The sequence below is a fragment of the Bradyrhizobium shewense genome (assembly GCF_900094605.1).
In the GTDB taxonomy this organism is placed as follows: domain Bacteria; phylum Pseudomonadota; class Alphaproteobacteria; order Rhizobiales; family Xanthobacteraceae; genus Bradyrhizobium; species Bradyrhizobium shewense.
In genome coordinates this window covers 41,218-67,729 of sequence record NZ_FMAI01000028.1, presented here as the reverse complement: position 1 = coordinate 67,729, position 26,512 = coordinate 41,218, and the positions used below count along the sequence as shown (strand labels likewise).

Sequence of the window (26,512 nt, the reverse complement as noted above, 5' to 3'; positions counted from 1 at the left end):
TCGCCGCATAGCGGCGAGACGGGTGAGGGGTCTCTCACCGCGAGTCTCGCTGACAGTTATATTCGGGGATAGATACCCCTCATCCGGCGCCGTAGCCGATGCAAAGCATCGGCGTTCTTAAGAACGGCGGCCGAAGGCCGCCTATGCCACCTTCTCCCACAAGGGGAGAAGGAAAACGTCACTTCCCGTCCACGAACCTCGTGAACGCATCCGCGTAATCCGGGTGCCAGCGCGACAGCGGCGGCCGGTTCTCGACGATGTCGCCGGCGGCCCATTGCATGCGCTTCTCGTCGAGCGCGCGCGGCACGTCGTTGTCCGGGCACAGAATGTAGAAATCGCCCACCTCAAGCCGCGCCAGCATGAAATCGACCGTCTGCTCCGGCGTCCAGGCGCCGGCCGGCTTTTCGGTGCGGCCCTTCGCCGTGAGGCCGGTGAAGACGAAGCCGGGAATTAGCAAATGTGCCGTGACGCGACAGTCTCTCGTGTTCCGCAGCTCGTGCTGGAGCGCTTCGGTAATTGCCTTCACGCCGGCCTTGGAGACATTGTAGGCGGGATCGCCCGGCGGCGTGGTGATGCCCTGCTTCGAGCCGGTGTTGATGATGAGGCCGGTTTTGCCGCGTGCGATCATGCTGGGCGCGAAGATGCGCGAGCCGTTGATGATGCCCCACATGTTGACGGCGATGACGCGCTGCCAATTGTCGGGTTCGCCGAACAGCGTGCTGCCCGGCTGGATGCCGGCATTGTTCATGAGCAGGTCCGTTCCGCCGAACTGCGCGGCCACGGCGTGTTCCAATTCCCTCACGCTCTCTGCGCTGCTGACATCGACGGCGAAGGTCATCACGTTTGTGGCAGACGTGACGGATGACAGTTTTGTCGCAGCGTCCGCCAGCCGTTCCCGGTCCACGTCCGCGATACACACCTTCATGCCGGCGCGCGCGTAGGCCGCAGCGGCGGCAAGTCCGATTCCGGACGCGCCACCCGTGATCACGGCGACATTGTCTTTGACGATGGCGGGATGGGACATGGATCATCTCCGGGAAGGACTCTCGCTCGAGCTATAACATGGCGACAATCCGACCCTGCACAAGTTGGCATGGGAGGTCTTCGTTCGGCGCTGCCTTTACGCCTTTCCGGCACGGCTGTATCCTTCACCCTAAAGATCGCGCCCAGATCGAACAATCAATCACCTGACAGGGAGTGCAGCCATGGCTGTGTCGCAGGCTATTCCGATCACGCGCCATCCCTTCGCGAATGGGTTCTACAAGCAGATGCTGATCGACGGGAAGTGGGTCGACGCAGCCTCAGGCAAGCGCTTCGAGACTCATAACCCTGCCACCGGCGAATTGCTCGCCACCGTCGCCGAGGGCGACAAGGAAGACATCGATCGTGCGGTTGCCGCCGCCCGCCGCGCCTTCGAGGGCCCCTGGAGCAAGGTGAAACCGTTCGAGCGGCAGAATCTGCTGCTCAAGCTTGCCGACCTCGTCGAGAAGAATTTCGACGAATTGTCGCAGCTTGATACCCTCGACATGGGTGCGCCTCTCAGCCGCACCCGCGCCTATCGCCTGCGCGCCGTCGGCATGCTGCGCTATTACGCCGGCCAGACCACGGCGATCCATGGCGAGACCATCGAGAACTCGCTGCCCGGCGAGATATTCTCCTACACGCTGAAGGAGCCGATCGGCGTCGTCGGCGCCATCATTCCCTGGAACGGCCCGCTCACGGCGACGATCTGGAAGATCGGCCCGGCGATCGCGACCGGCTGCACCGTGGTGCTCAAGCCCGCCGAAGAGGCGCCGCTGACCTCCCTGCGCATCGCCGAGCTGGCGATGGAGGCCGGCATTCCGCCCGGCGTCGTCAACGTCGTGCCCGGCTACGGTGAGACCGCGGGCGCCGCGCTCGCCTCGCATCATGACGTCGACAAGGTCGCCTTCACCGGCTCGCACGTCACGGGTCAGTCGATCATCCGTGCCTCCGCCGGCAACCTCAAGCGCGTCTCGCTCGAGCTCGGCGGCAAGTCGCCGGATATCGTGTTCGCTGATGCCGATCTCGACGCCGCAGTGCCCGGCGCGGCGATGGCGGTGTTCGCCAATTCGGGCCAGATCTGCAGCGCCGGCACGCGCCTGTTCGTCGAGCAGTCGATTTACGAGGAGTTCGTCGGCCGCGTCGCCGAGTTCGGCAAGAAGCTGCAGGTCGGCAACGGCCTCGATCCCAATGTGCAGATCGGGCCGCTGGTGTCCGAGCAGCAGCTCGAGCGCGTCACCGGCTATCTCGATATCGGCCAGAAGGAAGGCGCGAAGGCGCTCGCCGGCGGCGGCCGCGTCACCGAGGGCGCGCTGTCGAAGGGCTTCTTCGTCTCGCCGACCGTGTTCGCGGGCGTTCAGGACAACATGCGCATCGCGCAGGAGGAGATTTTTGGCCCCGTCATCTCCGCGATCGCGTTCAAGGACATGGATGAGCTGGTCAAGCGCGCCAACAACACCACCTTCGGCCTCGGCTCGGGCCTGTGGACGCGCGACGTCAGCAAGGCGCATGCGGTCGCAAAATCGCTGCGTGCCGGTTCGGTGTGGGTGAACTGCTACCAGGCGATGGACCCGGCCGTGCCCTTCGGCGGCTACAAGATGAGCGGCTATGGCCGCGAGTCCGGCAAGCAGCATGTCGAGGAATATCTCAACGTGAAGTCCGTCTGGATCAAGACGGCCTAGCGCCTGTTCTCTCCTGCCTTCCGCGGGAGGGAATATCTGCTTTTGTGGGGGCGGCGCCTTTTCCGGGTGCCGCCCCTCGCTATATGATCCGCATCCTTCCAAAGAAACTCGGGGTCAGCATGAAATTCGAGGCGTTGTTTAGACCGTTGCAGGTCGGTCCGTACAAGCTTGCGCATCGCGTGGCGATGGCACCGCTGACGCGCATGCGGGCCGAGCGCGAGAGCTTTTCACCACGCCCGCTCAACGCCGAATATTACGGCCAGCGTGCGACGCCCGGCGGCCTGCTCATCGCCGAGGCCTCGCCGGTGCTCTCGCACGGCCGCGGTAATCCCGCGACACCGGGCATCTATTCCGAGGCGCAGATCGCCGGCTGGCGCAAGGTGACGGATGCCGTGCACGCCAAGGGCGGCATCATCTTCCTCCAGCTCTGGCATGTCGGCCGCGTCTCGCATTCCTCCTTCCACGGCGGCGAGCTGCCGGTTTCGGCCTCGGCGATCCCGATCAAGGCCGAGGGCATGAAGGCGATGACGGCCGACGGCAAGATCTCGGACTATGAGACGCCGCGCGCGCTGGAGACCGAAGAGGTCAAGGGTATCGTCGAGGCCTTCAGGCAAGGCGCGAAGAATGCGCTCGCGGCCGGTTTCGACGGTGTCGAGATCCACGGTGCCAACGGCTATCTGCTCGAGCAATTCCTGCAATCACGCAGCAATCAGCGCACCGATCAATATGGCGGTTCGATCGAGAACCGCGCCCGGCTGCTGCTCGAGGTGACGCAGGCCGCGATCGACGTTTGGGGCGCGAATCGCGTCGCTGTGCGGCTGTCGCCGCATGGCATCGCCAACGATTCCGGCGAGCCCGATCCCATGCCGCTCTACACCCACGTGGTGAAGGCGCTGGACAGCCTCGGCCTCGCCTATCTGCACTTCATCGAGCCGCGATCGAGCGGCTCGGGTCGCGCCGAGGTCAACTGGCAGAATGTGCCGTCGGCGATGCTGCTGTTCCGCCCGCTCTACAGCGGCGTGCTGATGACCGCCGGCGGCTTCACCGGCGAGACCGCAAACGCGGCGATCGCCGACGGCCATGCCGACATCATCGCCTTCGGCCGCATCTTCATCTCCAACCCCGATCTGCCGAGCCGCCTCGAGCACGATTACCCGATCACGCCGTACAACCGCGCGACGTTCTACGGCGGCGAGGAGAAGGGGTATACAGATTATCCCGTGTATGACGAATTGGCGCCGGCCTGACCTCTTCCGTCATTCCGGGGCGATGCGGAGCATCGAACTATGGTGCGCAATTGCGCACCGGAGAATCTCGAGATTCCGGGTCTGGTGCTTCGCACCATCCCGGAATGACAGCAGGGAAAACACAAATGGCCAAAGCCGCAGCCGCCGCAGGCCTCGCCACCGGGCAATGCCTCTGCGGCAAGGTCACCTTCGAGATCGATATCCCCGCGCGCTGGGCCTGGCACGATCATTCGGCCGCCAGCCGTCGTGCCCACGGCGCGGCCTACGCGACCTATGTCGGCAGCTGGAAGAAGCGGTTTCGCATCACGTCGGGGAAGACGGCACTCACCCGTTACGAGGACAAGGCCACCACGACCACGCGCAGCTTCTGCTCGCATTGCGGCACGCCGATTGCCTATGAACGTCCGCGCGGTCCGCACATGGTCAACATCCCGCGTGCGCTCTTCAGGGAGCGCACCGGCCGCCAGCCGCTCTATCACATCGGGATCGAGGAGCTGCAGGAATGGGCCTATACCGGCGAGCCACTGGTGCCGCTGAAAGGCTTCCCCGGCGTGGTCTGGCAGCGCTCGAAAAAGAAGAAGCGGGCAGGTGGCGAGGACCCGTTCGAGCTGGGGCGGGAGGAGATGTAGCGGGAGCCGCTTGCATCACTCTCGTGCCCCGGACGCGGTGCGGCGCGGAGTGCCGCGCTGCTGAGCCGGGGCCCATGCGGCGGAGAATGCGGTGAGCAACTGGGTCCCGGCTCTGCGCCGCAACGTTGCACGTTGCGCCGCGTCCGGGACAAGAGAGCGGGGTTTGCCGCTCCGGCGCAACGCAGCCATGAGCACACTTCCTTGCGCGCCTCCCGCGACTTCGGCCATCATGGCGTCGTCCTTGCGGCAACGTCCGCTCCTGGAGGAAACATGAAGAACAAGATCACCGGCCGCTCCGCCTTTCTCGCGCTGCTCAAGGACGAGGGTATCACGCATCTGTTCGGCAACCCCGGCACCACCGAGCTGCCGGTCATGCATGCGCTGAAGGACCATCCCGACCTCACCTATGTGATGGCGATGCAGGAGAGTCTGGTGGTGGCCATCGCCGATGGCTATAGCCGCGCCTCCGGAAAACTCGTCGCCTGCAACGTTCATGTCGCGCCTGGCCTCGGCAACGCGATGGGCTCGCTCTACAACGCCCAGTTCACGGGCACGCCGATGATCCTCACCGCGGGCCAGCAGGAGCAGGGCCACGGCCTGATGGAGCCGGTGCTGTATGGGCCGCTGGTGCGCATGGCCGAACCGCTGGTGAAATGGGCGGTGGAGGTGACGCGGCTGGAGGATTTGCCCCGCATCGTGCGCCGTGCCGCCAAGATTGCGACGACGCCGCCGACCGGTCCGGTGTTCATCTCGCTGCCCGGCGACATCCTGAACAGCGAAGCCGGGATCGATCTCAGCCGCTCCACCCGCATCGACGCACGGACAAGGCCGTCGGACGAAGCGCTGAGGGCAATTGCTGCGCGGCTGCTGAGGGCGGAGCGCCCCGTCGTCGTCACCATGGACGAGGTGGTCAAGAGCGATGCGCTGAAGGAGGCTGCCGAGCTTGCCGAACTGCTCGGCGCGGCGGCTTACCAGTCCTCGACGCCCTATGGCTCGCACTTCCTGTCGGAGAGCCCGAGCTTTGTCGGCACGCTGGCACGCGTGCAGAAGGTCGCGCGCGATACGCTCGCGCCATACGATCTCCTGATTGCGCTCGGCGGCGATCCCTTGCGGATGTCTGTCTATAGCGAGGTCGATGCGCTGCCGGACGGCTTGGGCATCGTGCAGATCGGCCTCGCCGATTGGGAGATCGCCAAGAATTACGGCGCCGAAATCGCGCTCAAGGCGGATCTGAAGGAAACGCTGCGCGCGTTGATCCCGGTGCTGAAGGAGATGGGTGGCGCGACACTGGCGAGCCGCGCCAAGCAGCGCCTCGCCGAGATCGCGCCGAAGAACTGGACCGCACGCCGCGCGGCGCTGGTCGAGCAGATCGGCAAGAGCGCCGGCCGCGCGCCGATCGATCCGGACTTCCTCGTGCTGCAAATGGTCGAGGCCATGCCGGAAAACGCCATCCTCGTCGACGAGGGCCTCACCTCCAGCCGTCAAGTGACGGCGCTGCGGCCGCATCGCGATCGCTACGGCTATCACGGCCTTGCCTCAGGCGGCATCGGCTGGGGCCTGCCGGCATCGGTCGGCGCCAGCATCGCCAATCCGGACCGCCCGGTCGTATGCTTCTCGGGCGACGGCAGCGCGATGTATTCGATCCAGTCGCTATGGACCGCGGCGCATCACAAGCTGCCGCTCAACGTCGTCATCGCCAACAATGGCGGCTACCGCATCATCAAGCAGCGCCTGCTCGCTTTCCATGGCGACGACAATTATGTCGGCATGGATTTCGTCGATCCGCCCGTGGATTTCGCCGGCGTCGCCAAGGCGCTCGGCTGCGAGGCGATCAAGGTGAGCGATCCCCGCGAACTGAAGGCGACGCTGGCGTCGGCGTTTGGCCGGCCGGGGACGAAGCTGATCGAGGTGATGGTGGACGGGAAGGTGTAGGGCAAGCTGCCTCCACGGCGTTCGCCGGGACGACACGGCGTGTGGCGCCTACCCCTTCCTCCCAACCCGATACCCCGCCGCCGGATGCGGCGCATCGAGCCTTGCGCGGCCGGCGCCGAACAGCTTCTCCCGCAGCGTGCCCTTCGCATATTCCGGCTTGTACCGACCACGCTTGGTCAGCTCCGGCACCAGCATGTCGGCGATATCCTCGAAATCGCCGGGCGAGACCGCAAACGCAACGTTGAGGCCGTCGACGTCGGTCTTCTCGAACCAGTCCTCGATCTTGTCCGCGACCATCTCCGGCGTGCCGACCACGACAGGGCCGGCGCCGCCGATGCCGACATGCTCGATGACGTCGCGCACGGTCCAGACGCGGTCCGGATCGCCCCGGGTGACGTTGTCGAGCGCGCTGCGACCGGCATCGTTCTGGACGTGACGCACTTGCTGGTCGAGCTCGTAGCCGGAGAAGTCGATGCCGGTCCATCCCGACATCAGGGCCAGCGCGCCTTCCGGATTGATATGCGATCGGTAGTCGGCATATTTCGCCGCAGCTTCCGCTTCCGTGTTGCCGAGGATGATCGTCATCATGTTGAACATCAGGATCTGAGCCGGATTGCGGCCGACCGAGGCGGCCTCCTGGCGGATCGCCGACACGCGCGGCCCGATGATCTTGGCTGACGGTCCTGACATGAACACGCATTCGGCGTGACGTGCCGCAAACTGCCGGCCGCGCGGCGAGGTGCCGGCCTGGTAGAGCACGGGCGTGCGCTGGGGCGAGGGCTCGCTGAGATGAATGGTGTTGTTGATGCGGTAGTTCGCGCCCTCATGGTTGACGCGATGGACTTTGGCGGGATCGGTGAAGATGCCGCGCTTGCGGTCGCGCAGCACGGCGTCGTCCTCCCAGCTTCCCTCCCAGAGCTTGTAGACCACCTCCATATATTCGTCCGCGATGTCGTAGCGGTCGTCATGCCCGGTCTGCTTGTCCTTGCCGGCGCCACGCGCGGCACTGTCGAGATAACCGGTGACGACGTTCCAGCCGATCCGCCCCTCGGTGAGATGATCCAGCGTCGACATCCGCCGCGCGAACGGGTAGGGCGGCTCGAACGACAGATTGCTGGTGACGCCGAAGCCGAGGTCTTTCGTCACCGCGGCCATCGCCGAGAGCAGCAGCAGCGGCTCGTTCGACGGCGTCTGTGCTGCGTTGCGCAAGGCCGCGTCAGGGCTGTTGCCGTAGACGTCGTAGACGCCGAGCACGTCGGCGAGGAACAATCCGTCGAAACGGCCACGCTCCAGCGTCCTGGCAAGATCGATCCAGTAGGGCAGGCGGTTATACTCGGCGGTGCGGTCGCGCGGATGGGTCCACAGGCCCGGCGACTGGTGCGCGACGCAATTCATCGCAAAGGCATTGAGCCTGATCTGCTTGGCCATGATCGTTCCCCGGCGCTCTATACTGAGCGCTCTTCGAATGGTAGATGTGCGCGCGAACTTGGCGAAGTTCTTGCATATAACCTGCGCTTGGCAAGGCCAAAATCAGTCGCGCTGCCGCCTTTGGCAAGCCAATCTCAAGAGAGCAAGAACGAAATCCCAAGAGAAGTTCAAGAGAATTACAAGAGAACTCCAAGAACTATCGAACTCCCCGCCACTTTCGAAGGCCACCCTGTCTCGGGTAGGGTCCTTCGTCTCAAAGTCTCGAAAAGCAAGTCATGACCAGAGCCGACGCCATCGCCCGCGCCCGTGAGGATTTCAAATCCGGTGCGTTCCTCGCTGAACTCGACCGCCGCGTCGCCTTCAAGACCGAAAGCCAGAATCCCTCGCGCGGTGCCGAGCTGCGCGCCTATCTGGAACAGGAGATGCAGCCGGCGTTTGCCGCGCTGGATTTTGCCAGCCGCATCGTCGAGTCCCCCAGTGGCAAGTCGCCGTTCCTGTTCGCCGAGCATCACGAAAGCGCCTCGGCGCCGACCGTGCTGATTTACGGCCATGGCGACGTCGTCGACGGCATGGAGGGCGAGTGGCGCGAGGGCCGCGATCCCTGGCGCACGACGGTTGCGGGCACGCGGCTCTATGGCCGCGGCACCGCCGACAACAAGGGGCAGCACAGCATCAACATGGCGGCACTCCGTGCGGTGCGCGACGCCCGTGGCGGCAAGCTCGGCTTCAACGCCAAGTTCATCGTCGAGATGGGCGAGGAGATCGGCTCGCCCGATCTTGGCAAGGTCTGCGACCTCAATCGCGACGCGCTCAAGGCCGACCTGTTCATGGCCTCCGACGGGCCCCGTTTGTCCGCCGACCGCCCGACGCTGTTCCTGGGATGCCGCGGCGGCATCCGCATTCATCTCGATGTGAACCTGCGCGACGGCGGCCACCATTCCGGCAATTGGGGCGGTGTGCTCGCCAACCCTGCGACCATCCTGGTCAACGCGATCTCGACGCTGGTCGACGGCCGCGGCCGCCTCCAGCTCGACGCGCTGAAGCCGCCGCGCCTCACCAACCAGATCCGCAGCTATCTCGCCGACGTACAGGTGGTCCCTACCCAGGACGAGCCGGCGCTTGCCGAGAACTGGGGCGAGGAGGGGCTGTCGGCCGCCGAGCGGCTTTACGCCTGGAACACGCTGGAAGTGCTGGCGATGTCATCAGGCAATATCGAGAAGCCGGCCAACGCCATTCCAGGCCATGCCAATGCCGTGCTGCAACTGCGTTTCGTGGTCGGCACCGAGGTCGGCGGCCTGATCGAGGCGGTTCGCGCGCACCTTGTCCAGAAGGGCTTTCCGATGGTCGAGGTGCGGGCGGCGCAGAGCTTTGCTGCATCGCGGACCGATTTCGACAGCCCCTGGATCAAATGGGCCGCGGATTCGGTGAAAGAGACCACGGGGAAGCCGCCGGCGGTGCTGCCGAACTTCGGCGGCTCGCTGCCCAACGACGTATTCTCCGAGATCCTGGGTCTGCCGACGATCTGGGTCCCTCACTCCTATCCCGGCTGCTCCCAGCATGCGCCCAATGAGCACATCCTGCTGCCATTGACGGAAGAAGCCTTGACGGTGATGGCCGGCCTGTTCTGGGATCTCGGGGAATTGCCCAAGCCGCTGACCTGAGCCCATTAACCTCTGCCGCAAGCCAGCCGAAAGTCACATTCTAATCCGGCCCAATCTGTGCTTGCATCCGGGCCGCATCATCCTGAAAGGGGACCAAAAAAGTGAAACATTTCCGTAGCATTGGGCTCGCGCTCGCCGCGACCTTCGCCGTCAGCCAGGCCGGGGCCCAGGAGCTGACAGGCACGCTGAAGAACATCAAGGACACCGGCGCCATCACGCTGGGCTTCCGCGACTCCTCGATCCCCTTCTCCTATCTCGACGACAATCAGAAGCCCGTCGGGTTCGCGATGGACATCTGCTACAAGATCGTCGACGCCGTGAAGAAGGAGCTCAAGCTCGACAAGCTCGAGGTCAAGCTCAATCCGGTGACGTCGGCGACCCGTATCCCGCTGATGGCGAACGGCACCATCGACCTTGAATGCGGCTCGACCACTAACAATGCCGAGCGCCAGAAGCAGGTCGCCTTCACCAACACCCACTTCCTGACCGCCAGCCGCTACGTCTTCAAGAAGTCGAGCGGCCTGAAGTCGATCGAGGACCTCAAGGGCAAGACCGTGGTCTCGACCGCGGGAACCACCAACATCAAGCAGCTCACCGAGGCTAACGTCGCGAAAAGCCTCGGCGCAAACATCATCCCCGCCAAGGACCACGCCGAAGCCTTCCTGATGGTCGAAACTGACCGCGCGGTCGCCTTCGTCATGGACGACATCCTGCTCGCGAGCCTTGTCGCCGGCTCGAAGTCGCCGGATGACTACGCCGTCTCCAAGGACGCATTCTCCAAGCCCGAGCCCTACGGCATCATGCTGCGCAAGGACGACGCTGCCTTCAAGAAGGTGGTCGATGCGGCGACCGCTGCGCTCTATACGTCCGGCGAGGCCCAGAAGATCTACGACAAATGGTTCACGGCCAAGATCCCGCCGAAGGGCCTCAACCTCAATACGCCGATCTCGGCCGAGCTGAAGAACGAGTTCGCGAAGCCTTCGGACTCGCCGAACCCGGACGACTATAAGTAGGATAACCTCGATCTTTCGATCGGGATCATGTCCGGCCACTCTTGACACAGGGGTGGCCGGACATTTGCATAGGCGGCCAGGATATCTCTGACTGGCGCGTTCGCGCGGGGGACACGTGAACTATAACTGGAACTGGGGAATCTTTTTCCAGCCGAACCCGATGGGGACGGGCACCTATCTCGACATGCTGCTGTCGGGCCTGGTGCTGACCCTGAAAACCGCGGCGTTGGCCTGGATCATCGCGCTGATCACCGGCTCGCTCGTCGGCGTCATGCGCACGCTGCCGTCGAAGGGTGCGAACTGGTTCGGCTTCGCTTATGTCGAATTCTTCCGCAACATGCCGCTGCTGGTGCAGCTGTTCCTGTGGTTCTTCGTGCTGCCGGAACTGCTGCCGAAAGGCGCCGGCACCTGGCTGAAGCAGCTGCCGAACGCGCCGTTCTGGACGGCGGCGATCGGCGTCGGCTTCTTCATGTCGGCGCGCGTCGCCGTGCAATTGCAGGCCGGCATCGGCTCACTGCCGCGCGGGCAGAAGATGGCCGCAACGGCGCTCGGCCTGACCACTGCGCAGGGCTATCGCTACGTGCTGCTGCCGATGGCGTTCCGCATCATCCTGCCGCCGCTGACGTCGGAGTTCCTCAACACCATCAAGAACACGGCGGTCGCGATCACCATCGGCCTGCTGGAGCTGACCGGACAGGCGCGCTCGATGCAGGAATTCTCGTTCCAGGTGTTCGAGGCCTTCACCGCCGCGACCATCCTCTATCTTCTCGTCAACGCCGTCGTCGTGACCGCGATGCGTTTCCTCGAGCGCTGGGTCGCGATCCCCGGCTACATCACGGGGAAATAGCGCGATGTTCGGCAATCTCGATTTCGACGTCATCCGCCGCGCGCTGCCCTATTTGTTCTACGAGGGCATGACGTTCACCCTGACGCTGACGGGGCTTGCAGCTCTCGGCGGCCTGGTCTTCGGCACGGCGCTCGCCCTGATGCGCCTGTCCGGCCTCAAGCTGCTCGGCCGGATCGCCGGGGTCTATGTCGACTTCATGCGCTCGCTGCCGCTGGTGCTGGTGATCTTCTGGTTCTACTTCCTGGTGCCCTATATCGGGCAGTGGGTGACCGGCGCCTCGCGCCCGATCAGCGTCGGCGCGTTCGCGTCCTCGCTCATCACCTTCATCATGTTCGAGGCGGCGTACTTCTCCGAGATCATGCGCGCCGGCATCCAGTCGATCTCGCGCGGCCAGCCGGCCGCGGCCAGCGCGCTGGGTCTGACCTACGCCCAGACCATGCGCTACGTCGTGTTGCCGCAAGCCTTCCGCAACATGCTGCCGGTCCTGATCACGCAGACCATCGTGCTGTTCCAGGACACCTCGCTGGTCTACGTCCTCTCGATCACGGACTTCCTGGGAGCGGCGAGCAAGGTCGCGCAACGCGACGGGCGCCTCGTAGAAATGTATCTGTTCGCAGCGGTCGTCTACTTCACCATTTCCTGTATCGCGTCCTTCGGCGTCCGTCGCCTTCAGGCGCGCATCGCCATCATTCGATAGAGCGTGTCGGTCATGATCGAAATCAGCCACGTCAACAAATGGTACACTCCGAGCTTCCAGGTGCTGACCGATTGCACCACCAGCGTCACCAAGGGTGAGGTCGTCGTGGTCTGCGGACCCTCGGGCTCGGGCAAGTCGACGCTGATCAAGTGCGTCAATGCGCTGGAGCCGTTCCAGAGCGGCGACATCAGCGTCGACGGCACCAAGGTCAACGACCCCAAGACCAATCTGCCCAAGCTGCGCTCGCGCGTCGGCATGGTGTTCCAGCACTTCGAGCTGTTCCCGCACCTCAAGATCATCGACAATCTCTGCCTCGCGCAGCAGAAGGTGCTGGGCAGGTCGTCTGACAAGGCGGTGACGAAGGGCATGATGCTGCTGGATCGCGTCGGCCTGAAGGAACAGGCGCAGAAATTTCCCGCGCAGCTTTCCGGCGGCCAGCAGCAGCGCGTGGCGATCGCGCGCGCGCTCGCCATGGACCCGATCGTGATGCTGTTCGACGAGCCGACCTCGGCACTCGATCCCGAAATGGTCAGCGAAGTGCTCGACGTCATGGTCGATCTCGCCCATGAGGGCATGACCATGATGGTCGTCACCCACGAGATGGGGTTTGCCCGCAAGGTCGCCAACCGCGTGATCTTCATGGACCGCGGCGAGATCGTCGAGGACGCGGCGAAGGACGATTTCTTCGGCAAGCCGCGCAGCGACCGCGCGCAGAAGTTCTTGTCGAAGATTCTGTCGCATTAATTACCGCTGCCGTCATTCCGGGATGCGCCGAAGGCGCAGGCCCGGAATCTCGAGATTCCGGGTTCATTCGCTTTGCGAATGCCCCGGAATGACGAAACGAGGGATGATTGCGCCCCTCAATCAGCGTATAACGCCCCAAATTCCCCTTTCTCCCCAGGAGACCTGCCTTGGACCCGATCGCCTACGTCAACGGCTCATTCGTCCCGCTCTCGGACGCCAAGGTCTCGGTCCTCGATCGCGGCTTCTTGTTTGCCGACGGCATCTATGAGGTCTCGGCCGTGCTCGACGGCAAGCTGGTCGACAACGCCTCGCATCTGGCGCGGCTGGAGCGCTCGGTCGGCGAGATCAGCTTGAAGCTGCCGGAGACGGTCGAGCGCATCACCGAGCTGCAGAAGGAGCTGATCGCGCGCAACAAGGTCGCCAACGGCCTCGTCTATCTCCAGGTGACGCGCGGCGCCGACAAGGGCCGCGACTTCGCCTTCCCCAAGGGCGACGTCAAGTCGAGCCTGGTGATGTTCACTTCCGAAAAGGACATCATCAACGCCGCTTCCGCGAAGACCGGCATCAACGTCATCACCGTGCCTGATATCCGCTGGGAGCGGCGCGACATCAAGAGCGTGGCCCTGCTGGCGCAGGTCTTGGCAAAGCAGGCCGCGGCCGAAGCTGGCGCCGGCGAAGCCTGGATGCTGGAAGACGGCTACGTCACCGAGGGCGGCTCCTCCTCGGCGTTCATCCTCACCAAGGACGACGTCATCGTGACCCGCAAGAATTCCAACGCGATCCTGCCGGGCTGCACCCGCAAGGCCGTGGTGGCGCTCGCCGAGGAGCGTCAGCTCCGTGTCGAGGAGCGCTCGTTCACGGTGGCCGAGGCGCTGGCCGCGAAGGAAGCTTTTGCCACCTCGGCGTCACTGTTTGTCCAGCCCGTGGTTGCGATCGACGGCAAGAAGGTCGGCGACGGCAAGCCCGGCCCGATGGCCACGCGCCTGCGCGAAATCTACGTGGAGTTCGCCAAGGCGACGGCGGTCTGAGCCGCGCACTCAGCTGCCGTAGGGCGGGCAAAGCGCAGCGTGCCCACGTCCTGCCTATTTGATGGGAAGACGTGGGCACGGCGTAAGTGCGCCTTTGCCCACCCTACGAGACCTGCGCTGAGGCGCGTGTTGCGACCTACGCCACGGACGCCTTCACCTTCACCGGATGAACCGCACGGAACGCGATCGCGATCCTGTTCCAGGCGTTGATGGCGCCGATCAGCATGGTCAGGTTCACCGTCTCTTCCTCGGAGAACTGCGCACGGACCTGCTCGTAGACGTCGTCAGGCGCGTGCGTCCGCGCAATCAGCGTGACCGATTCCGTCCAGGCCAGCGCGGCGCGTTCGCGATCGGTGTAAAGCGGGGATTCGCGCCAGGCATCGAGCAGATAGATGCGCTGCTCGGTCTCGCCGCGCTTGCGGGCGTCCTCGGTGTGCATGTTGATGCAAAAGGCGCAGCCGTTGATCTGTGACGCCCGGATCTTGACGAGCTCGATAAGCGATTTCTCGAGCCCCGTGGACTGGATCTGCGTCTCCAGCGCCATCAGCGCTTTCATCGTGTCGGGCGCGGCCTGGTAGAAATTCATCCGGGGTTTCATGGTCGTTCTCCTTGCTTGCTGGGTTGAGTCAGTGGGCGCCACCGGCTGAGGTCTGGCCGGGCTTCTTCAGGAAGAGGACCGCGGCGAGCGCGACGATCAGTGCCATGCCGAGCAGATAAAACGTGTCGCTGAAGGCGAAGATATAGGCCTGCTTCTGCACGGTATGGCCAATCGCGACATAGGCGCGATGCGCCGCATCCGCACGGTCGAGGATGCCGTGATTGACGAAATATTGCGTAAGCTGTTCCAGCCGTGTGCGGGTGGCCTGCTCGAACACCGAGACCGACTGCATCAGCACGTTGGAGTGATACTGCTCGCGCTTGGTCAGCACGGTCTGGAGCAGTGCGATGCCGACAGCGCCGCCGAGATTGCGCATCATGTTGAACAGGCCCGAGGCCGAGCCCGCGTTCTCCGCCTCGATGCCGGCGGTGGCGACCGCCGACAGCGGCGCCATCACCAGCGCCTGGCCGATGGCGCGGACGACGTTGGGCCACAGCAGCTGGTCGGCGGCGTAATCGTTGGTCATATAGATGTTCATGAAGTTGGAAGCCGCGAACAGCACGAAGCCGATGCCGATGATGACCCGCGCATCGAACTTTTGCATCAGGCGCGGCACCAGCGGAATCAGCAGGAGTTGCGGCAATCCGGTCCATGCCAGCACCATGCCGATCTGCTCGGAATTGTAGCCCTGGATGCGCGACAGATATTGCGGCAGGATGAAGACCGAGCCGTACAGCGCAATGCCGAGCAGGAAATTGGCGAGCATGCCGAAGCCGAAATTGCGGCGGACGAGCAGGCGCAGGTTGAGTAGCGGCTTCTTCACCGTGAGCTCGATGATCAGGAAGGCGGACAGCGCGACGGCCGCGATCACTGACAGCCTGACGATGAAGGGCGAGCCGAACCAGTCGTCCTTGTTGCCTTCCTCCAGCACGGTCTGGAGCGCCGATAGCCCGATCGCCATGGTGATGATGCCGGCCCAGTCGCCATCGCGCAGCAGCGCCAGCTTCATCGGCTTGGGCTCGAGCGCGTACCAGAGCATGCCGACCATCACCGCGCCGGGGATGAGGTTGACGTAGAAGATGTACTCCCAGCCGAAATTCTCGGTGAGATAGCCGCCGATGGTCGGGCCGATCGCGGGCGCGAACGTCGCCGACAGCGCGAACAGGGCAAGGCCGACCGGCTGTTTTGCGCGCGGCAGCAGCGTGATGATCAGCGTGAACGCCATCGGAATCAGCACGCCGCCGGTAAATCCCTGCACGGCGCGCAGCACGATCATCTGCGGCAAATCCTGCGCCAGTGCGCAGGCCGCCGAGAGAACCAGGAACAGGACCGCGTTGGTCAGAAGGTAAATCCGGATCGAGAACACCTGCGCCAGCCAGCCGGAGAGCGGGATCACCACGATTTCGGCGATCAGATAGGAGGTCGAGATCCAGCCGCCGTCGTCGATGCCGGCGCCGATCGCGCCCTGGATGTCGGCGAGCGAAGCGTTGACGATCTGGATGTTCAGCACCGCCATGAAGGCGCCGAGCGTCGCGCCGATCACCGCGACCCAGGTCTTTGCGGATACCGTCGGCGTGGTCGGAGCTGCGGGGGCGGCGAGATTGGTGGCGGCGTCGAGGGTCGGTTGCAGCGTGCTCATGGAAGCCTCGTCTCGGGTACGGAGACAGGATGCGTCAGGCGAATGGTTTCGATAATCGATGAAGCTGTGGAAGGATCGTTGGCAGGATTTGATCATCCCGCCGATACCTTCCGGCTTCAGCCGCCGTTGGGGCGGGACGTGTTGTCGGCGAGGCGCTTCGCCGTCTCGCGCTCGGCCAGCACCGCCTGCTTGGTATCGACCGTCGGCACCGCCGACATGCCGGGGCGCAGCAGGCCGGTGAGGCTGTGGTCGTCGAGCACGATCTTCACCGGCACCCGCTGCACGATCTTGGTGAAATTTCCGGTGGCGTTGTCGGGCGGCAGCAGGGCGAATTCGAGCCCGCTCGCCGGCGACAGGCTGTCGACATGGCCGTGCAGGGTTCGATTGCGAAAACTGTCGACGTGCAACTCGACCGGCTGACCCGGCCGCATATGCGTGAGCTGGGTCTCCTTGAAGTTGGCGACCACGTAGACCGCATCGAGCGGCACCACCGCCATCAATTGCGTGCCGGCTTGCACGTACTGGCCGACGCGTAGCGAGCGGGCGCCGACGGTGCCCTCGACCGGCGCGGTGATCTCGGTGTAGGACAGGTTCAGCGCCGCCTGCTGCGCGACCGCGCGGGCGCGTTCGAGCTGGGCCGCCGCCTGGGCGCGCTGGGTCGTGAGCACGTCGATCTTGCGCTGCGCGGCCAGCAGGCCGGATTTCGCGTGCTGCAATTGCGCGCTGCTGGCACGCAGCGCCGCGTCGGTCTGCTGCGCGCGCTGGATCGTGCCGGAGCCGGTCTTCATGAGGTCGTCGTAACGGGCGCGCTCTTCCTGCGCGAATTTCAGGTTGGCGTCCGCTGCGGTGACGTCAGCCGTGCTCTGCTCGATGATCGGCTGTTGCAGTTCGAGCTGGGCATCGATGTTGCGCACCGAGGCTTCGCCGGCGGCGACGTCGGCTTTGGCCTGGTCGAGCGCGGCCTTGAAGTCGCGATCGTCGATCTTGGCCAGCGCCTGGCCGGCCTTCACCTTTTCGTTGTCACTGACCAGCACCTTGGCGATGTAGCCGGAGATTTTTGGTGCGATGATCGTGGAGTCGGCCTTCACATAGGCGTCGTCGGTTGTCTCAAGGTAGCGACCGTTGGTCCAGTAGTCGTGTCCGTAATAGACAATCGCTGCCGTACCCGCGAGGAACGCGAGCACCAGCGCCGCGCGCCGCACCCTATTCCAGGCCGGGACAGTCGGCGGCGGCTTGGGGCTATCGGGGGTAATTTCAGTTGCCTGCTGAAAAATCTCGGCGCGGGGCATCTCGGACATGGAAGTCTCCTATCGGCGTCCTGAGACTATTGGTCTTTCTGCGCTGGGTGATAATCGACGAAATGCTGGAAGGATTATCCATCAGGGTTGGATAATCCGGAGAGATCGCCTTGGTTGTGATGTCTAGCGAAACCAGACCCACGACTGCCCCAGCGGGATTGCCGCGCCCGTCGAGCGATTGCTGCTAACGCATGCGTCCTGCTGCACCGGAGCCTCCAAGCCGGATGAACTCCATGTTTTGATAGATAATCGGGGTGAATTCCTTGCGATTGTCCATCAAAGGCGGATAATCCGGCGCCATGGATCGATTGACCAGCCTCGAAGTCTTCAGCCGGGTGGTAGAGACCGGCGGCTTCTCTGCAGCCGCCCGCAAGCTCAACATGTCGACCACCATGGTGAGCAATCATGTTCAGGCGCTGGAAGACCGGCTCGGGGTGAGGCTGCTTCAGCGGACCACGCGCAAGGTCAACCTCACCGAGATCGGCAAGGCCTATTACGACCGCTGCGTCCAGATCCTCGCCGACATCGAACAGGCCGACGATATCGCAAGCGAATTGCAGTCGGTGCCCCGCGGCACGCTGCGCATCCACGTCGCCACGCACATGGTGCAGTTCGTCGCGCCTGTGGTGGCAAAGCTTCTGTCGACCTATTCGGAGCTCAAGGTCGATCTGCGCATGGGCGAAGGCGACGTCGATCTCATCGAGGAAGGCTACGATGTCGCCTTGCGCATGACCTCGCCGCCGGATTCAAGCCTGATCGTCCGCAGCCTCGCCACCTGGCGTCACGTGCTGTGCTGTTCGCACGATTATCTCGAGAAGCACGGCCGGGTGCAGAAGCTCGACGAGCTCGCCGCGCATAATTGTGGCCGGCACCTGAACTATCCGTTCGGTGATGAATGGCGCTTCCTCGATCGCAAAGGCGCACCGGCCTCCGTACGCATCTCGGGCAGCTTCGTCACCAACAGCGGGGAAGCGCTGCGCAAGGTCGCACTGGAGGGAGCCGCAATCTGTCTGATGGCGGGATTTCTCATTCAGGACGACCTCGAAGCCGGTCGCCTCGTGCGCCTCTTGCCGGAGTATCGGACGATCGAGCTGTCGATGAACGCGGTCTATCCGCATCGTCATCATCTGTCCGCGAAGGTCAGGACCTTCATCGACCTGCTCGCGCAGCACAGCGCCGAGCAGCAAAAGCTGATCAATCCCTATTCATGAGCGGCGGCGGCAGCCGTCCGAATACAATGTCCAGCGCCATGCCAATCGCAACGAGCTGCGCATCGCTGCCCGCCGGGCCGTCCAGCTCAAGGCCGATCGGCAGCTCGCTGGTGGCGCCGAGCGCGACCGGGATCTGGATTCCGGGAATGCCGGCATTGCTGCCGGGATCGGTGTTCTGGATGAAGAGCCCGAAGTTCTCGAGGCTGCTGGAGTCGGGATTGGAGGCGATTGCGACGCGCGGCGTGGTCGGGAAAGCGATGGCGTCGAGCCGATGATCGGCGAAGGTCCTGGCATAGAGCGCCTGTAGCGCCGGTCGTGCGGTCTTGATCGCCGCGTCGTAGATCGGCCCGGCATCGAGCAGCGTATTGTCCGGACCGGGCAGTTTGCGCGGGATGACGAGGCCATCATAGGTGCCCTTCACGTCGGGGCTCGCAATCTCCCTCGCCAGCGCTTCGATGGTGAGGCCTGTGCCGGTGTGGGCGAGATATCCGACCATGTCGTCATAGGCTTCATACAGCGCGACGGGGAAGCCGACCTGGCCGTTGAGTTCGGCGAGCTGCGGCATCTCGACCTCAACGACCGTGACGCCCTGCGCCTTCATCCGCATGATGGCGGCCTGGAAGGCGGTTTCGGTGTCGACATCGAGATTGGTCAACATCGTCTTCACGATGCCGATCCGCACCTGCTTCAGGTCGGCAGGTAGGACCGCCTCGCGACCCGAGATCACGCGATCGAGCAGTTCGACGTCGGCCATGGTCGCGGCCATCGGGCCCCGCGGTGTCGCGCGTGTGCGAGATCGGGGCGATGCCTTCTTGCGGATAGCGGCCGATGGTCGGGCGCAGCGAGGCACATCCGTTCAGCGCGGCGGGCACGCGCACCGATCCACCGGTGTCGGTGCCGAGCCCGCCAGCGACGATCCGCGCGCCGATCGCAGCGCCGGTCCCGGACGAGGAGCCGCCGGCGATCAGGGTGCGGTCATAGGCGTTGCGCACGCCGAACTCGGCGCCGGTCTTGAAAGCGGTGTTGTAGCCGGAGATGCCGAAGGCCAGCTCGTGCATGCTGGTCTTGCCGATGATGATCGCGCCCGCAGCGCGCAGCTTTGCCACGACCGGCGCATCGGCCTCCGGAACGTAATCCCTAAGTGCGGGTGTGCCGGCGCTACAGGGCAGTCCCGCGACCTCGATGTTGTCCTTGATCACAAGGGGCACACCGCCGAGCGGCTTGTTCTTGTCGTCCGTCGTGTCGAATGCCGCGGCGGCCTTCAGGGCGCCGGCCTCGTCCAGCGTGACGAAGGCATTGAGATCGGCATTGGCCTTGGCGCGGGCGAGAGCCTCCGTTGTGAGCGCGGTACTCTTGACTGTACCGGCGCGGAGGGCGGCCGCGGCCTGGGTCAGGGTCAACTGGTCGAAATCCATGATGCGTCACCCGATTGGCGGGCAGCCGTCAGGGCGCCCTCCCGAACATAGAGGCTGAAGCCTCGCCGGCTCCGCGTCAACCGGTGGCGCGCAGCTTCGCCGGCGACGACGGGTGGAGTTCATTGAACCGCCGCTCGACCTCGATCTTCGCCTTCTCGATCGCGGCGTCCTTGACCGGGCCATAGCCGCGGATGTCCATCGGCGCCGTTGCGATTGCGACGAGACCTGGCAGATGCGCCGCGTCGAGCCCGCCGAGCATCCGTTCGATCAGACCTTCATACCAGGCGATCAGCTCGCGCTCGGAGCGTCTTTCCCGGGTGTAGCCGAACGGATCGAACGGCGTGCCGCGTAGTCCCTTCAAGCGCGCGAGCATGGCGAGCGGCATCTGGATCCATTGGCCGAAGGCGCGCTTGCGCGGCCGCCCCCGTGCGTCGCGCTGCGACGGCAGGAAGGGTGGGGCGAGGTGATACCGGACTCTGAAGCCATCCTCGAATTCGCGTTTCAGTTCGTCGAGGAATCCGCCCTGCATGTGCAGGCGCGCCACCTCATACTCGTCCTTGTAGGCCATCAGCTTGAACAGGGCGCGGGCGACGGCCTCGGTCAGGGCCTCGCTGTTCAGGACAGCTTCGGCTCGGCGGACCCTCGCGACGGTCGCCCGGTAGCGCGCCGCATAGGCGTTGTCCTGATAGGCGGTGAGGAAATCGGCCCGACGGTCGGTCATCTGGTCGAGCGTCTCGGCCTTGGGCGCATCGTCCACCCTCGGCAAAAAGTCCGGATCGGCGGCCGCGACCCGGCCCCAGGCAAAGGCCTGCTTGTTGCGTTCGACGGCGACGCCGTTGAGCTCGATTGCGCGCAGCAGCGCTTGCAGCGAGAGGGGAACCAGTCCGTGCTGCCAGGCAAAACCGAGCATGATGATGTTGGCATAGACGGCATCGCCGAGCAGCCGTTCAGCCAGTGCGTTGGCGTTGATGGTGCCGAGATTGCTCTCGCCGATGACCTGGCCAATGGCACGCAGGCGCGCGGGTGATGCGAGATCGGCGTCCCGGAAGCGGACGACGTCACCGGTCGGCATCTCCGCGGTGTTGACCGCTGCACGCGTGCCGCGGCGGTAGGTGCCTGAGGCTTTTGGCGAGGAGCTCACCACAAGGTCGCAGCCGATCAGCGCATCGGCTGCGACCTGGTCGATACGGACCTGATGCAGCGCCTCGGGACTCGAGGCGAGGCGGATGTAGCTCAGCACGGGCCCGAACTTCTGCGCAAAACCGGTGAAGTCCAGCACCGAGACGCCGCGGCGTTCGAGGTGCGCGGCCATGCCGATCAGCGCGCCCACTGTGATGACGCCGGTGCCACCGACGCCGGTCACCAGCAGGTCGTAGGGGCGGTCGAGCGTTGCCGTCGCGGGCAACGGAAGTGTGGCGGCCCGCCCAACGGCGTCGATCTGACTCGCGCTCTTCTTCCGGCGCGTCGCGCCTTCGACGGTCACAAAACTCGGGCAGAAGCCGTTGAGGCAGGAAAAATCCTTGTTGCAGGCCGACAGATTGATCTGGCGCTTGCGGCCGAACGGCGTCTCCTTTGGCTCGACGCTGAGGCAGTTGGATTCCACGGAGCAGTCGCCGCAGCCTTCGCAGACGAGATCGTTGATATAGGCGAAGCGCTTGGGGTCGGCCATCTGCCCGCGCTTGCGCCGGCGTCGCTTCTCCGTGGCGCAGGTCTGCTGATAGATCAGGACCGAGACGCCGGGGATATTGCGCAGCTCGCGCTGCACGGCATCCATCTCTTCGCGCGGATGAAGGGTGACGCCGGCCGGCAGGTCGGCAGGCGAGAAATGTGCCGGATCATCCGACACCAGCGCGATGCGCGCCACACCTTCAGCGCGGACGCTGTGGGCGATGGCGTGCACGCTGATGGGACCATCGACCGGCTGGCCACCGGTCATCGCGACGGCGTCGTTGAACAGGATCTTGTAGGTGATGTTGGCCTTGGCGGCGATCGCCTGCCGGATCGCCATCGAGCCGGAGTGGTAGTAGGTGCCTTCGCCGAGGTTCTGAAAGATGTGCTTGTGGCCGGTGAAGCGTGACGAAGCCGTCCAGTTCACGCCTTCACCGCCCATCTGGATCAGTGACGAGGTCTCGCGGTCCATCCAGCTTGCCATGAAGTGACAACCGATGCCGGCCAGCGCCTTGGAGCCTTCAGGTACCTTTGTTGATGTGTTGTGCGGACATCCCGAGCAAAAATACGGCGTTCGTGTCGCGCCGCTGACGTTGATCGTGCGCGCTGCCTCCGGCATCAGAGCGGCCGCGCGTGCGGCGAGATTGAGGCCTGGAAACATCGGATCAAGCCGGCGCGCCAGCACGCCGGCGAGCGCGCGAGGCGACAATTCGCCGATCCAGGAGATCAGCCTTGCCCCGGTTTCATCGTGCTTGCCGACCATGCGCTCCGGCTTGCTGCCAGGATAGTCGTAAAAATATTCCTTGAACTGACTCTCGATGATGCCGCGCTTCTCCTCGACCACGAGGATCTCGCGCTTGCCTTTCACGAAATCCATGGCGTCATGCAACGCCAGTGGCCAGACCATGCCGACCTTGTAGACGTCGATGCCGATGCTGCGGCAGGCGGCTTCGTCAAGACCCATCAGCCGCAGCGCCTCCATCAGATCGAGATGGGCCTTGCCTGTGGTGACGATGCCGTAGGTGGCATCCGGAATGTCATAGATGTGAAGGTCGATCGGATTGGCCTTTGCGAAGGCGTAGACCGCGTGCTTCTTCGCCTCCAGCCGCTCCTCGATCTGCGGGCCCGGCAAATCAGGCCAGCGGTAGTGCAGTCCATCAGGCGGCGGCGTGAAGTCGGGCGTGCGGAAGTGGCGCGGCGGCTGTAGCGCGACGGAGGCGCCCGACTCCACGATCTCCGAGATCGCCTTGAAGCCGACCCACATGCCGGAGAAGCGGCTCAGCGCATAGCCATATTCGCCGAACTCGAGATATTCGCCGACGCTCGCGGGATGCAGCGTCGGCATGAACCAGCTCATGAAGGCGACGTCGGACTGGTGCGGCATCGAGGAGGAGACGCAGCCATGGTCGTCGCCGGCGACCACCAGCACGCCGCCATGCGGCGAGGAGCCGTAGGCGTTGCCGTGCTTCAGCGCATCGCCGGAGCGGTCGACGCCGGGTCCCTTGCCGTACCAGAGCCCGAACACGCCATCGACCTCGCGATCTCCCTGCGTCTCGACCTGCTGCGAGCCGAGCACCGCGGTCGCGGCGAGGTCCTCGTTCACGGCTGGCAGGAATTCGACACGGTCCCGCTTCAGCCGCTCCTGGATGCGCCAGAGCTCGAGGTCAATGCCGCCGAGCGGCGAGCCGCGATAGCCTGAGATGAAGCCGGCGGTGTTGAGCCCCGCGGCCCGGTCGCGCCTGACTTGATCGAGCGCGATGCGGACAATGGCCTGTGTGCCCGTAAGGAAGACGCGGCCGTGTTCGCGATCGTAGCGATCGGAGAGTTCGTAGGAGTCGAGTGACGGAAAGGCGTCCATGCGGACCTCCCGCGGCATCCTTGCCGGATGAGCGGAGGGTAGGCCCTGACGGTTGGTAGGTCTTACCTATCTTTCCTAGCTGCAACCTGATTCTGGTAGATTATCCCGAATTCTGCTATCATGCGGTAGAATACACCAGATTGGGCCGATCGATGATCGAAGACCAGGACGCGCGGATTCTCGCTCATCTCCAGAAGGATGGCCGTGCCACCAACCAGCAGCTCGCCGACGAGGTCGGCATGTCCACCTCTGCCTGCTGGCGCAGGGTGCGCGCGCTGGAGGAAGCCGGCATCATCCAGGGCTACGCGGCGCTGGTCGCGCGCGAGCAGGCGGGCTTTGCGATGTCGGCCATCCTCCACGTCTCGCTGGAGCGGCACGACGCGAAGTTCGTCGACGAGTTCGTCTCGCGGGTAACCAAACGCCGCGAGGTGCTGGAGTGCTTTGCGACCACGGGCGACGCCGATTATCATTTGCGTGTCGTCGTGCAGGATATGGCGGCCTACAACCGCTTCCTCGACGAGTTCATGTTCCGCATTCCCGGCATCCGCTATGTCCGCAGCAACGTGGTGTTGAAGGAGATCAAGTCGAGTGTGGCGCTGCCGTTTTGAGGAAGATTGTAGGATGGGTAGAGCGATAGCGAAACCCATCGCGCTCTCTCCGCGACGAACCGAAATGATGGGTTTCGCTGCGCTCTACCCATCCTACGGCAGGATCACCGCCCCTCCCGCACAAACCTGTTCCGCAATGTCCCTACGCCCGTGATCTCGATCTCCACGACATCGCCGTGCTTGATGTCAGGCGAGGCGCCATCGGTGCCCATCCAGATCACGTCGCCGGGCCATAAGGTAAAATACTTGGTCAGCTCCACCAGGAACGGCACCACACCGAAGATCATGTCGCCGGTAGCGAAGCGGTTGGTTTCCTTGCCGTTGACCCGGACGATCGTTTCCATCTGTTGGAGATCGGCTTCTGTCTCGATCCACGGCCCCATCGGCTTGAATGTGTCGGCGTTCTTCGAGCGCCACAGGCTGCGGTCGGCCTTCTGCCAGCTGCGCTCGCTGACGTCGTTGCCGATGGTGTAGCCGAACACGCAATCCATCGCGTTGTCTTTGGTGAGATGTTTCACCTTCTTGCCGATAACAACGACGAGTTCGCCCTCGTAATGGATTTTCTCCGTCGCGAAGGACGGGATCACGACGTCCTCGTCATGTGCGATCAGCGCGTTCTGCGCGCGATAGCCGATCTCGGGGCGATCAGGCACGGCCGGCACTTCGCCGCGCTTGTCAGCGGCCTCCTTCAGATGCTTCAGATAGTTCAGGCCGACGCAATAGAAGGTGCGCGGGATCAGCGGCAGCTCGATCCTGACCTGCGACAGCGAATGCGTGCGCGAGGTGCGCTGCCATTCGCCGAAGGGATCGCCATCGACTGCGACGACCTTATCTCCCTCGACGATCCCCCACGAGGTCTTGCCTGTCTCAGTGAATTTCAGCCAGCGCATGCTAAGTCCTCGTTGCTATTCCGCGGCATCGCGCGGCGGCACCTTCCAGGCGCCGGCCGCGGGCCGCTTCAGTCCGAGATTTTCGCGCAGCGTCTTGCCGCGATAGTCTTTCTGGAACAGTCCGCGGCGTTGCAGCTCCGGCACGACATGCTGCACGAAATCGGCGTAGGAGCCGGGCACATAGGTCGCCGCGATGACAAAACCGTCGCAGCCGCGCTCGACAAACATCTCCTCGAGCTTGTCCGCAATCTCCTTCGGGCCGCCGACCATCGCGTCCTGCACCTGGCCGCGGCCGGAGAAAGTGACGAAGTCGCGCGCGCTCGGATTGCTCCTGCCCGAATTCTTCAGCACGCCGTCGCGGATGCCCAGAATACCCTGCATGCTCTTCAGCTCGTCAGTGGTCAGCGGCTCGTCGAGATCCTTGGAGGCGAAGTCGTAGTTGAGCGCTTCGGCAAGCAGCGACAGCGCGTCGATCTGGAGCGGCAGCTTGTTGATCAGCGCCATCCTGTCCTCGGCTTCCGCCTTGGTCGCGCCACAGACCGGCGTCGTCAAATTGCAGAGGAACATCTGGTCGGGATCGCGACCGGCCTTGGCGGCCTCGTTGCGCACGGACGCATAGCCGTCCTTGGCGCCCTGAAGATTGCGCGCGGCGGTGAAGATCACCTCGCCCCATCGCCCGGCAAAGCGCTGGCCTCGGCCCGATGCCCCGGCCTGGATGATCACGGGGTGGCCTTGCTGCGAACGCGGCACGGTGAACGGCCCGCGTGACTTGAACGCCGCGCCCCTGTGGTCGAGCCGCTTCACCTTGGTCGGATCGGCAAAGCGGCCGGTCTTCTTGTCCATGATCAGCGCGCCGTCTTCCCAGGTGTCCCAATGGCCGAGCACGACCTCCATGAACTCGTCGGCCTTGTCGTAGCGGGAATCATGTTCGGGATGGGAGTCGCGCCCCATGTTGAGGGCCTCGCCGTCGTTGAGCGAGGTCACGACGTTCCAGCCGGCACGTCCGCCGGACATGAGGTCGAGCGTTGCGAAGCGGCGGGCGACGTCGAACGGCTCGTAATAGGTGGTCGAGCAGGTTGCTCCCAGCCCGAGCTTCTCAGTGACCATGCCCATCGTGGTCAGCACGATCAGCGGATCCATCTTCACGCAGCGGATGCCGTATTCGACGGTATGGGCGTGGTCGTTGCCGTAGCGGTCCGGCATCGCCAGGCGGTCGTCGAAGAAGGCCATGTGGAACTTGCCGGCTTCGAGAATCCTGCCGATCTCCTGATAGTAGTCCGCCGACATCGAATCGTCGCGGGAGTCCGGATGCCGCCAGGAGCTCGGCAGGTTGGTGCAGTTCTGTGCCTGGAGGAAGCCGACCAGGACCATCTGTCGATTCATGCTGCTGTTCTCCTGA

20 protein-coding genes and 1 pseudogene are annotated in these 26,512 nt (G+C 64.2%); 12 read left to right on the top strand and 9 right to left on the bottom strand.

What is annotated here, in order from left to right; genetic code table 11:
- Positions 1-178: 178 nt before the first annotated feature.
- Positions 179-1,024: an SDR family NAD(P)-dependent oxidoreductase gene (locus tag GA0061098_RS35380; RefSeq protein ID WP_091966025.1), complete on the bottom strand. Its 846-nt coding sequence runs from the start codon at positions 1,022-1,024 to the stop codon at positions 179-181.
- Positions 1,025-1,205: 181 nt separating this feature from the next.
- On the opposite strand from GA0061098_RS35380, the gene GA0061098_RS35375 reads away from it, so the two are divergent.
- The 4 genes from GA0061098_RS35375 (at position 1,206) to GA0061098_RS35360 (ending at position 6,510) form a co-directional block, all read left to right on the top strand.
- A complete protein-coding gene (locus GA0061098_RS35375) occupies positions 1,206-2,702 on the top strand; it encodes an aldehyde dehydrogenase family protein (RefSeq protein WP_091966024.1) in 1,497 nt (498 codons plus the stop codon).
- Positions 2,703-2,821: 119 nt separating this feature from the next.
- A complete protein-coding gene (locus tag GA0061098_RS35370; protein WP_091966044.1) occupies positions 2,822-3,949 on the top strand; it encodes an alkene reductase in 1,128 nt (375 codons plus the stop codon).
- Between the two features lie 125 nt (positions 3,950-4,074).
- Positions 4,075-4,578: a GFA family protein gene (locus tag GA0061098_RS35365; protein ID WP_091966023.1), complete on the top strand. Its 504-nt coding sequence runs from the start codon at positions 4,075-4,077 to the stop codon at positions 4,576-4,578.
- A gap of 270 nt (positions 4,579-4,848) precedes the next feature.
- The gene (locus GA0061098_RS35360; RefSeq protein ID WP_091966022.1) at positions 4,849-6,510 is read left to right on the top strand and encodes a thiamine pyrophosphate-binding protein; all 1,662 of its coding nucleotides are present in this window, start codon (positions 4,849-4,851) and stop codon (positions 6,508-6,510) included.
- Positions 6,511-6,558: 48 nt separating this feature from the next.
- Here GA0061098_RS35360 and GA0061098_RS35355 read toward each other — a convergent pair whose 3' ends face one another.
- A complete protein-coding gene (locus GA0061098_RS35355) occupies positions 6,559-7,938 on the bottom strand; it encodes an LLM class flavin-dependent oxidoreductase (RefSeq protein ID WP_091966021.1) in 1,380 nt (459 codons plus the stop codon).
- A gap of 275 nt (positions 7,939-8,213) precedes the next feature.
- On the opposite strand from GA0061098_RS35355, the gene GA0061098_RS35350 reads away from it, so the two are divergent.
- The 6 genes from GA0061098_RS35350 (at position 8,214) to GA0061098_RS35325 (ending at position 13,928) form a co-directional block, all read left to right on the top strand.
- Complete coding sequence (locus GA0061098_RS35350) at positions 8,214-9,599, top strand: M20 family metallopeptidase (RefSeq protein ID WP_091966020.1); 1,386 nt, start codon at positions 8,214-8,216, stop codon at positions 9,597-9,599.
- Positions 9,600-9,700: 101 nt separating this feature from the next.
- Positions 9,701-10,612 (top strand): amino acid ABC transporter substrate-binding protein, encoded by a 912-nt coding sequence (locus tag GA0061098_RS35345; protein WP_091966019.1) that lies wholly within the window; start codon positions 9,701-9,703, stop codon positions 10,610-10,612.
- Positions 10,613-10,727: 115 nt separating this feature from the next.
- On the top strand, positions 10,728-11,459 hold the full coding sequence (locus tag GA0061098_RS35340; RefSeq protein WP_091966018.1) for an amino acid ABC transporter permease: 732 nt from the start codon (positions 10,728-10,730) through the stop codon (positions 11,457-11,459).
- 4 nt (positions 11,460-11,463) lie between these two features.
- Entirely contained in the window at positions 11,464-12,156 is a 693-nt protein-coding gene (locus GA0061098_RS35335; RefSeq protein WP_091966017.1) for an amino acid ABC transporter permease, read from the top strand.
- A gap of 12 nt (positions 12,157-12,168) precedes the next feature.
- Positions 12,169-12,900: an amino acid ABC transporter ATP-binding protein gene (locus tag GA0061098_RS35330; protein WP_091966016.1), complete on the top strand. Its 732-nt coding sequence runs from the start codon at positions 12,169-12,171 to the stop codon at positions 12,898-12,900.
- Between the two features lie 167 nt (positions 12,901-13,067).
- Complete coding sequence (locus tag GA0061098_RS35325; protein WP_091966015.1) at positions 13,068-13,928, top strand: D-amino-acid transaminase; 861 nt, start codon at positions 13,068-13,070, stop codon at positions 13,926-13,928.
- Between the two features lie 136 nt (positions 13,929-14,064).
- Here the strand turns inward: GA0061098_RS35325 and GA0061098_RS35320 are convergent, their stop codons facing one another.
- From GA0061098_RS35320 to GA0061098_RS35310, 3 genes are all read right to left on the bottom strand, one after another.
- Positions 14,065-14,526, bottom strand: coding sequence for a carboxymuconolactone decarboxylase family protein (locus GA0061098_RS35320; protein WP_091966014.1), 462 nt, complete (start codon positions 14,524-14,526; stop codon positions 14,065-14,067).
- Between the two features lie 28 nt (positions 14,527-14,554).
- Positions 14,555-16,165, bottom strand: a complete 1,611-nt coding sequence (locus tag GA0061098_RS35315) for an MDR family MFS transporter (RefSeq protein ID WP_091966013.1) — start codon at positions 16,163-16,165, stop codon at positions 14,555-14,557.
- A 116-nt stretch (positions 16,166-16,281) separates the two neighbouring features.
- Positions 16,282-17,463, bottom strand: a complete 1,182-nt coding sequence (locus GA0061098_RS35310; protein ID WP_091966012.1) for an HlyD family secretion protein — start codon at positions 17,461-17,463, stop codon at positions 16,282-16,284.
- A gap of 299 nt (positions 17,464-17,762) precedes the next feature.
- Between GA0061098_RS35310 and GA0061098_RS35305 the strand changes: the two genes are divergently transcribed.
- Positions 17,763-18,674, top strand: coding sequence for a LysR family transcriptional regulator (locus tag GA0061098_RS35305; RefSeq protein WP_091966011.1), 912 nt, complete (start codon positions 17,763-17,765; stop codon positions 18,672-18,674).
- Here the strand turns inward: GA0061098_RS35305 and iaaH are convergent.
- Both iaaH and GA0061098_RS35295 read right to left on the bottom strand, forming a co-directional pair.
- Positions 18,658-20,089 (bottom strand): annotated as a pseudogene (gene iaaH / locus GA0061098_RS47285) (indoleacetamide hydrolase). The gene GA0061098_RS35305 and the pseudogene iaaH sit on opposite strands and share 17 nt — an antisense overlap.
- 76 nt (positions 20,090-20,165) lie before the next feature.
- Complete coding sequence (locus GA0061098_RS35295) at positions 20,166-23,615, bottom strand: indolepyruvate ferredoxin oxidoreductase family protein (protein ID WP_091966010.1); 3,450 nt, start codon at positions 23,613-23,615, stop codon at positions 20,166-20,168.
- A 152-nt stretch (positions 23,616-23,767) separates the two neighbouring features.
- Between GA0061098_RS35295 and GA0061098_RS35290 the strand changes: the two genes are divergently transcribed.
- Positions 23,768-24,223 carry an Lrp/AsnC family transcriptional regulator gene (locus tag GA0061098_RS35290; protein WP_091966009.1) on the top strand — a complete coding sequence of 152 codons (456 nt, stop codon included), beginning with the start codon at positions 23,768-23,770 and terminating at the stop codon, positions 24,221-24,223.
- Between the two features lie 104 nt (positions 24,224-24,327).
- On the opposite strand, the gene GA0061098_RS35285 is transcribed toward GA0061098_RS35290, so the two are convergent.
- Positions 24,328-25,113 carry a fumarylacetoacetate hydrolase family protein gene (locus tag GA0061098_RS35285; RefSeq protein ID WP_091966008.1) on the bottom strand — a complete coding sequence of 262 codons (786 nt, stop codon included), beginning with the start codon at positions 25,111-25,113 and terminating at the stop codon, positions 24,328-24,330.
- Positions 25,114-25,128: 15 nt separating this feature from the next.
- A complete protein-coding gene (locus tag GA0061098_RS35280) occupies positions 25,129-26,496 on the bottom strand; it encodes an LLM class flavin-dependent oxidoreductase (RefSeq protein ID WP_091966007.1) in 1,368 nt (455 codons plus the stop codon).
- Positions 26,497-26,512: the final 16 nt, after the last annotated feature.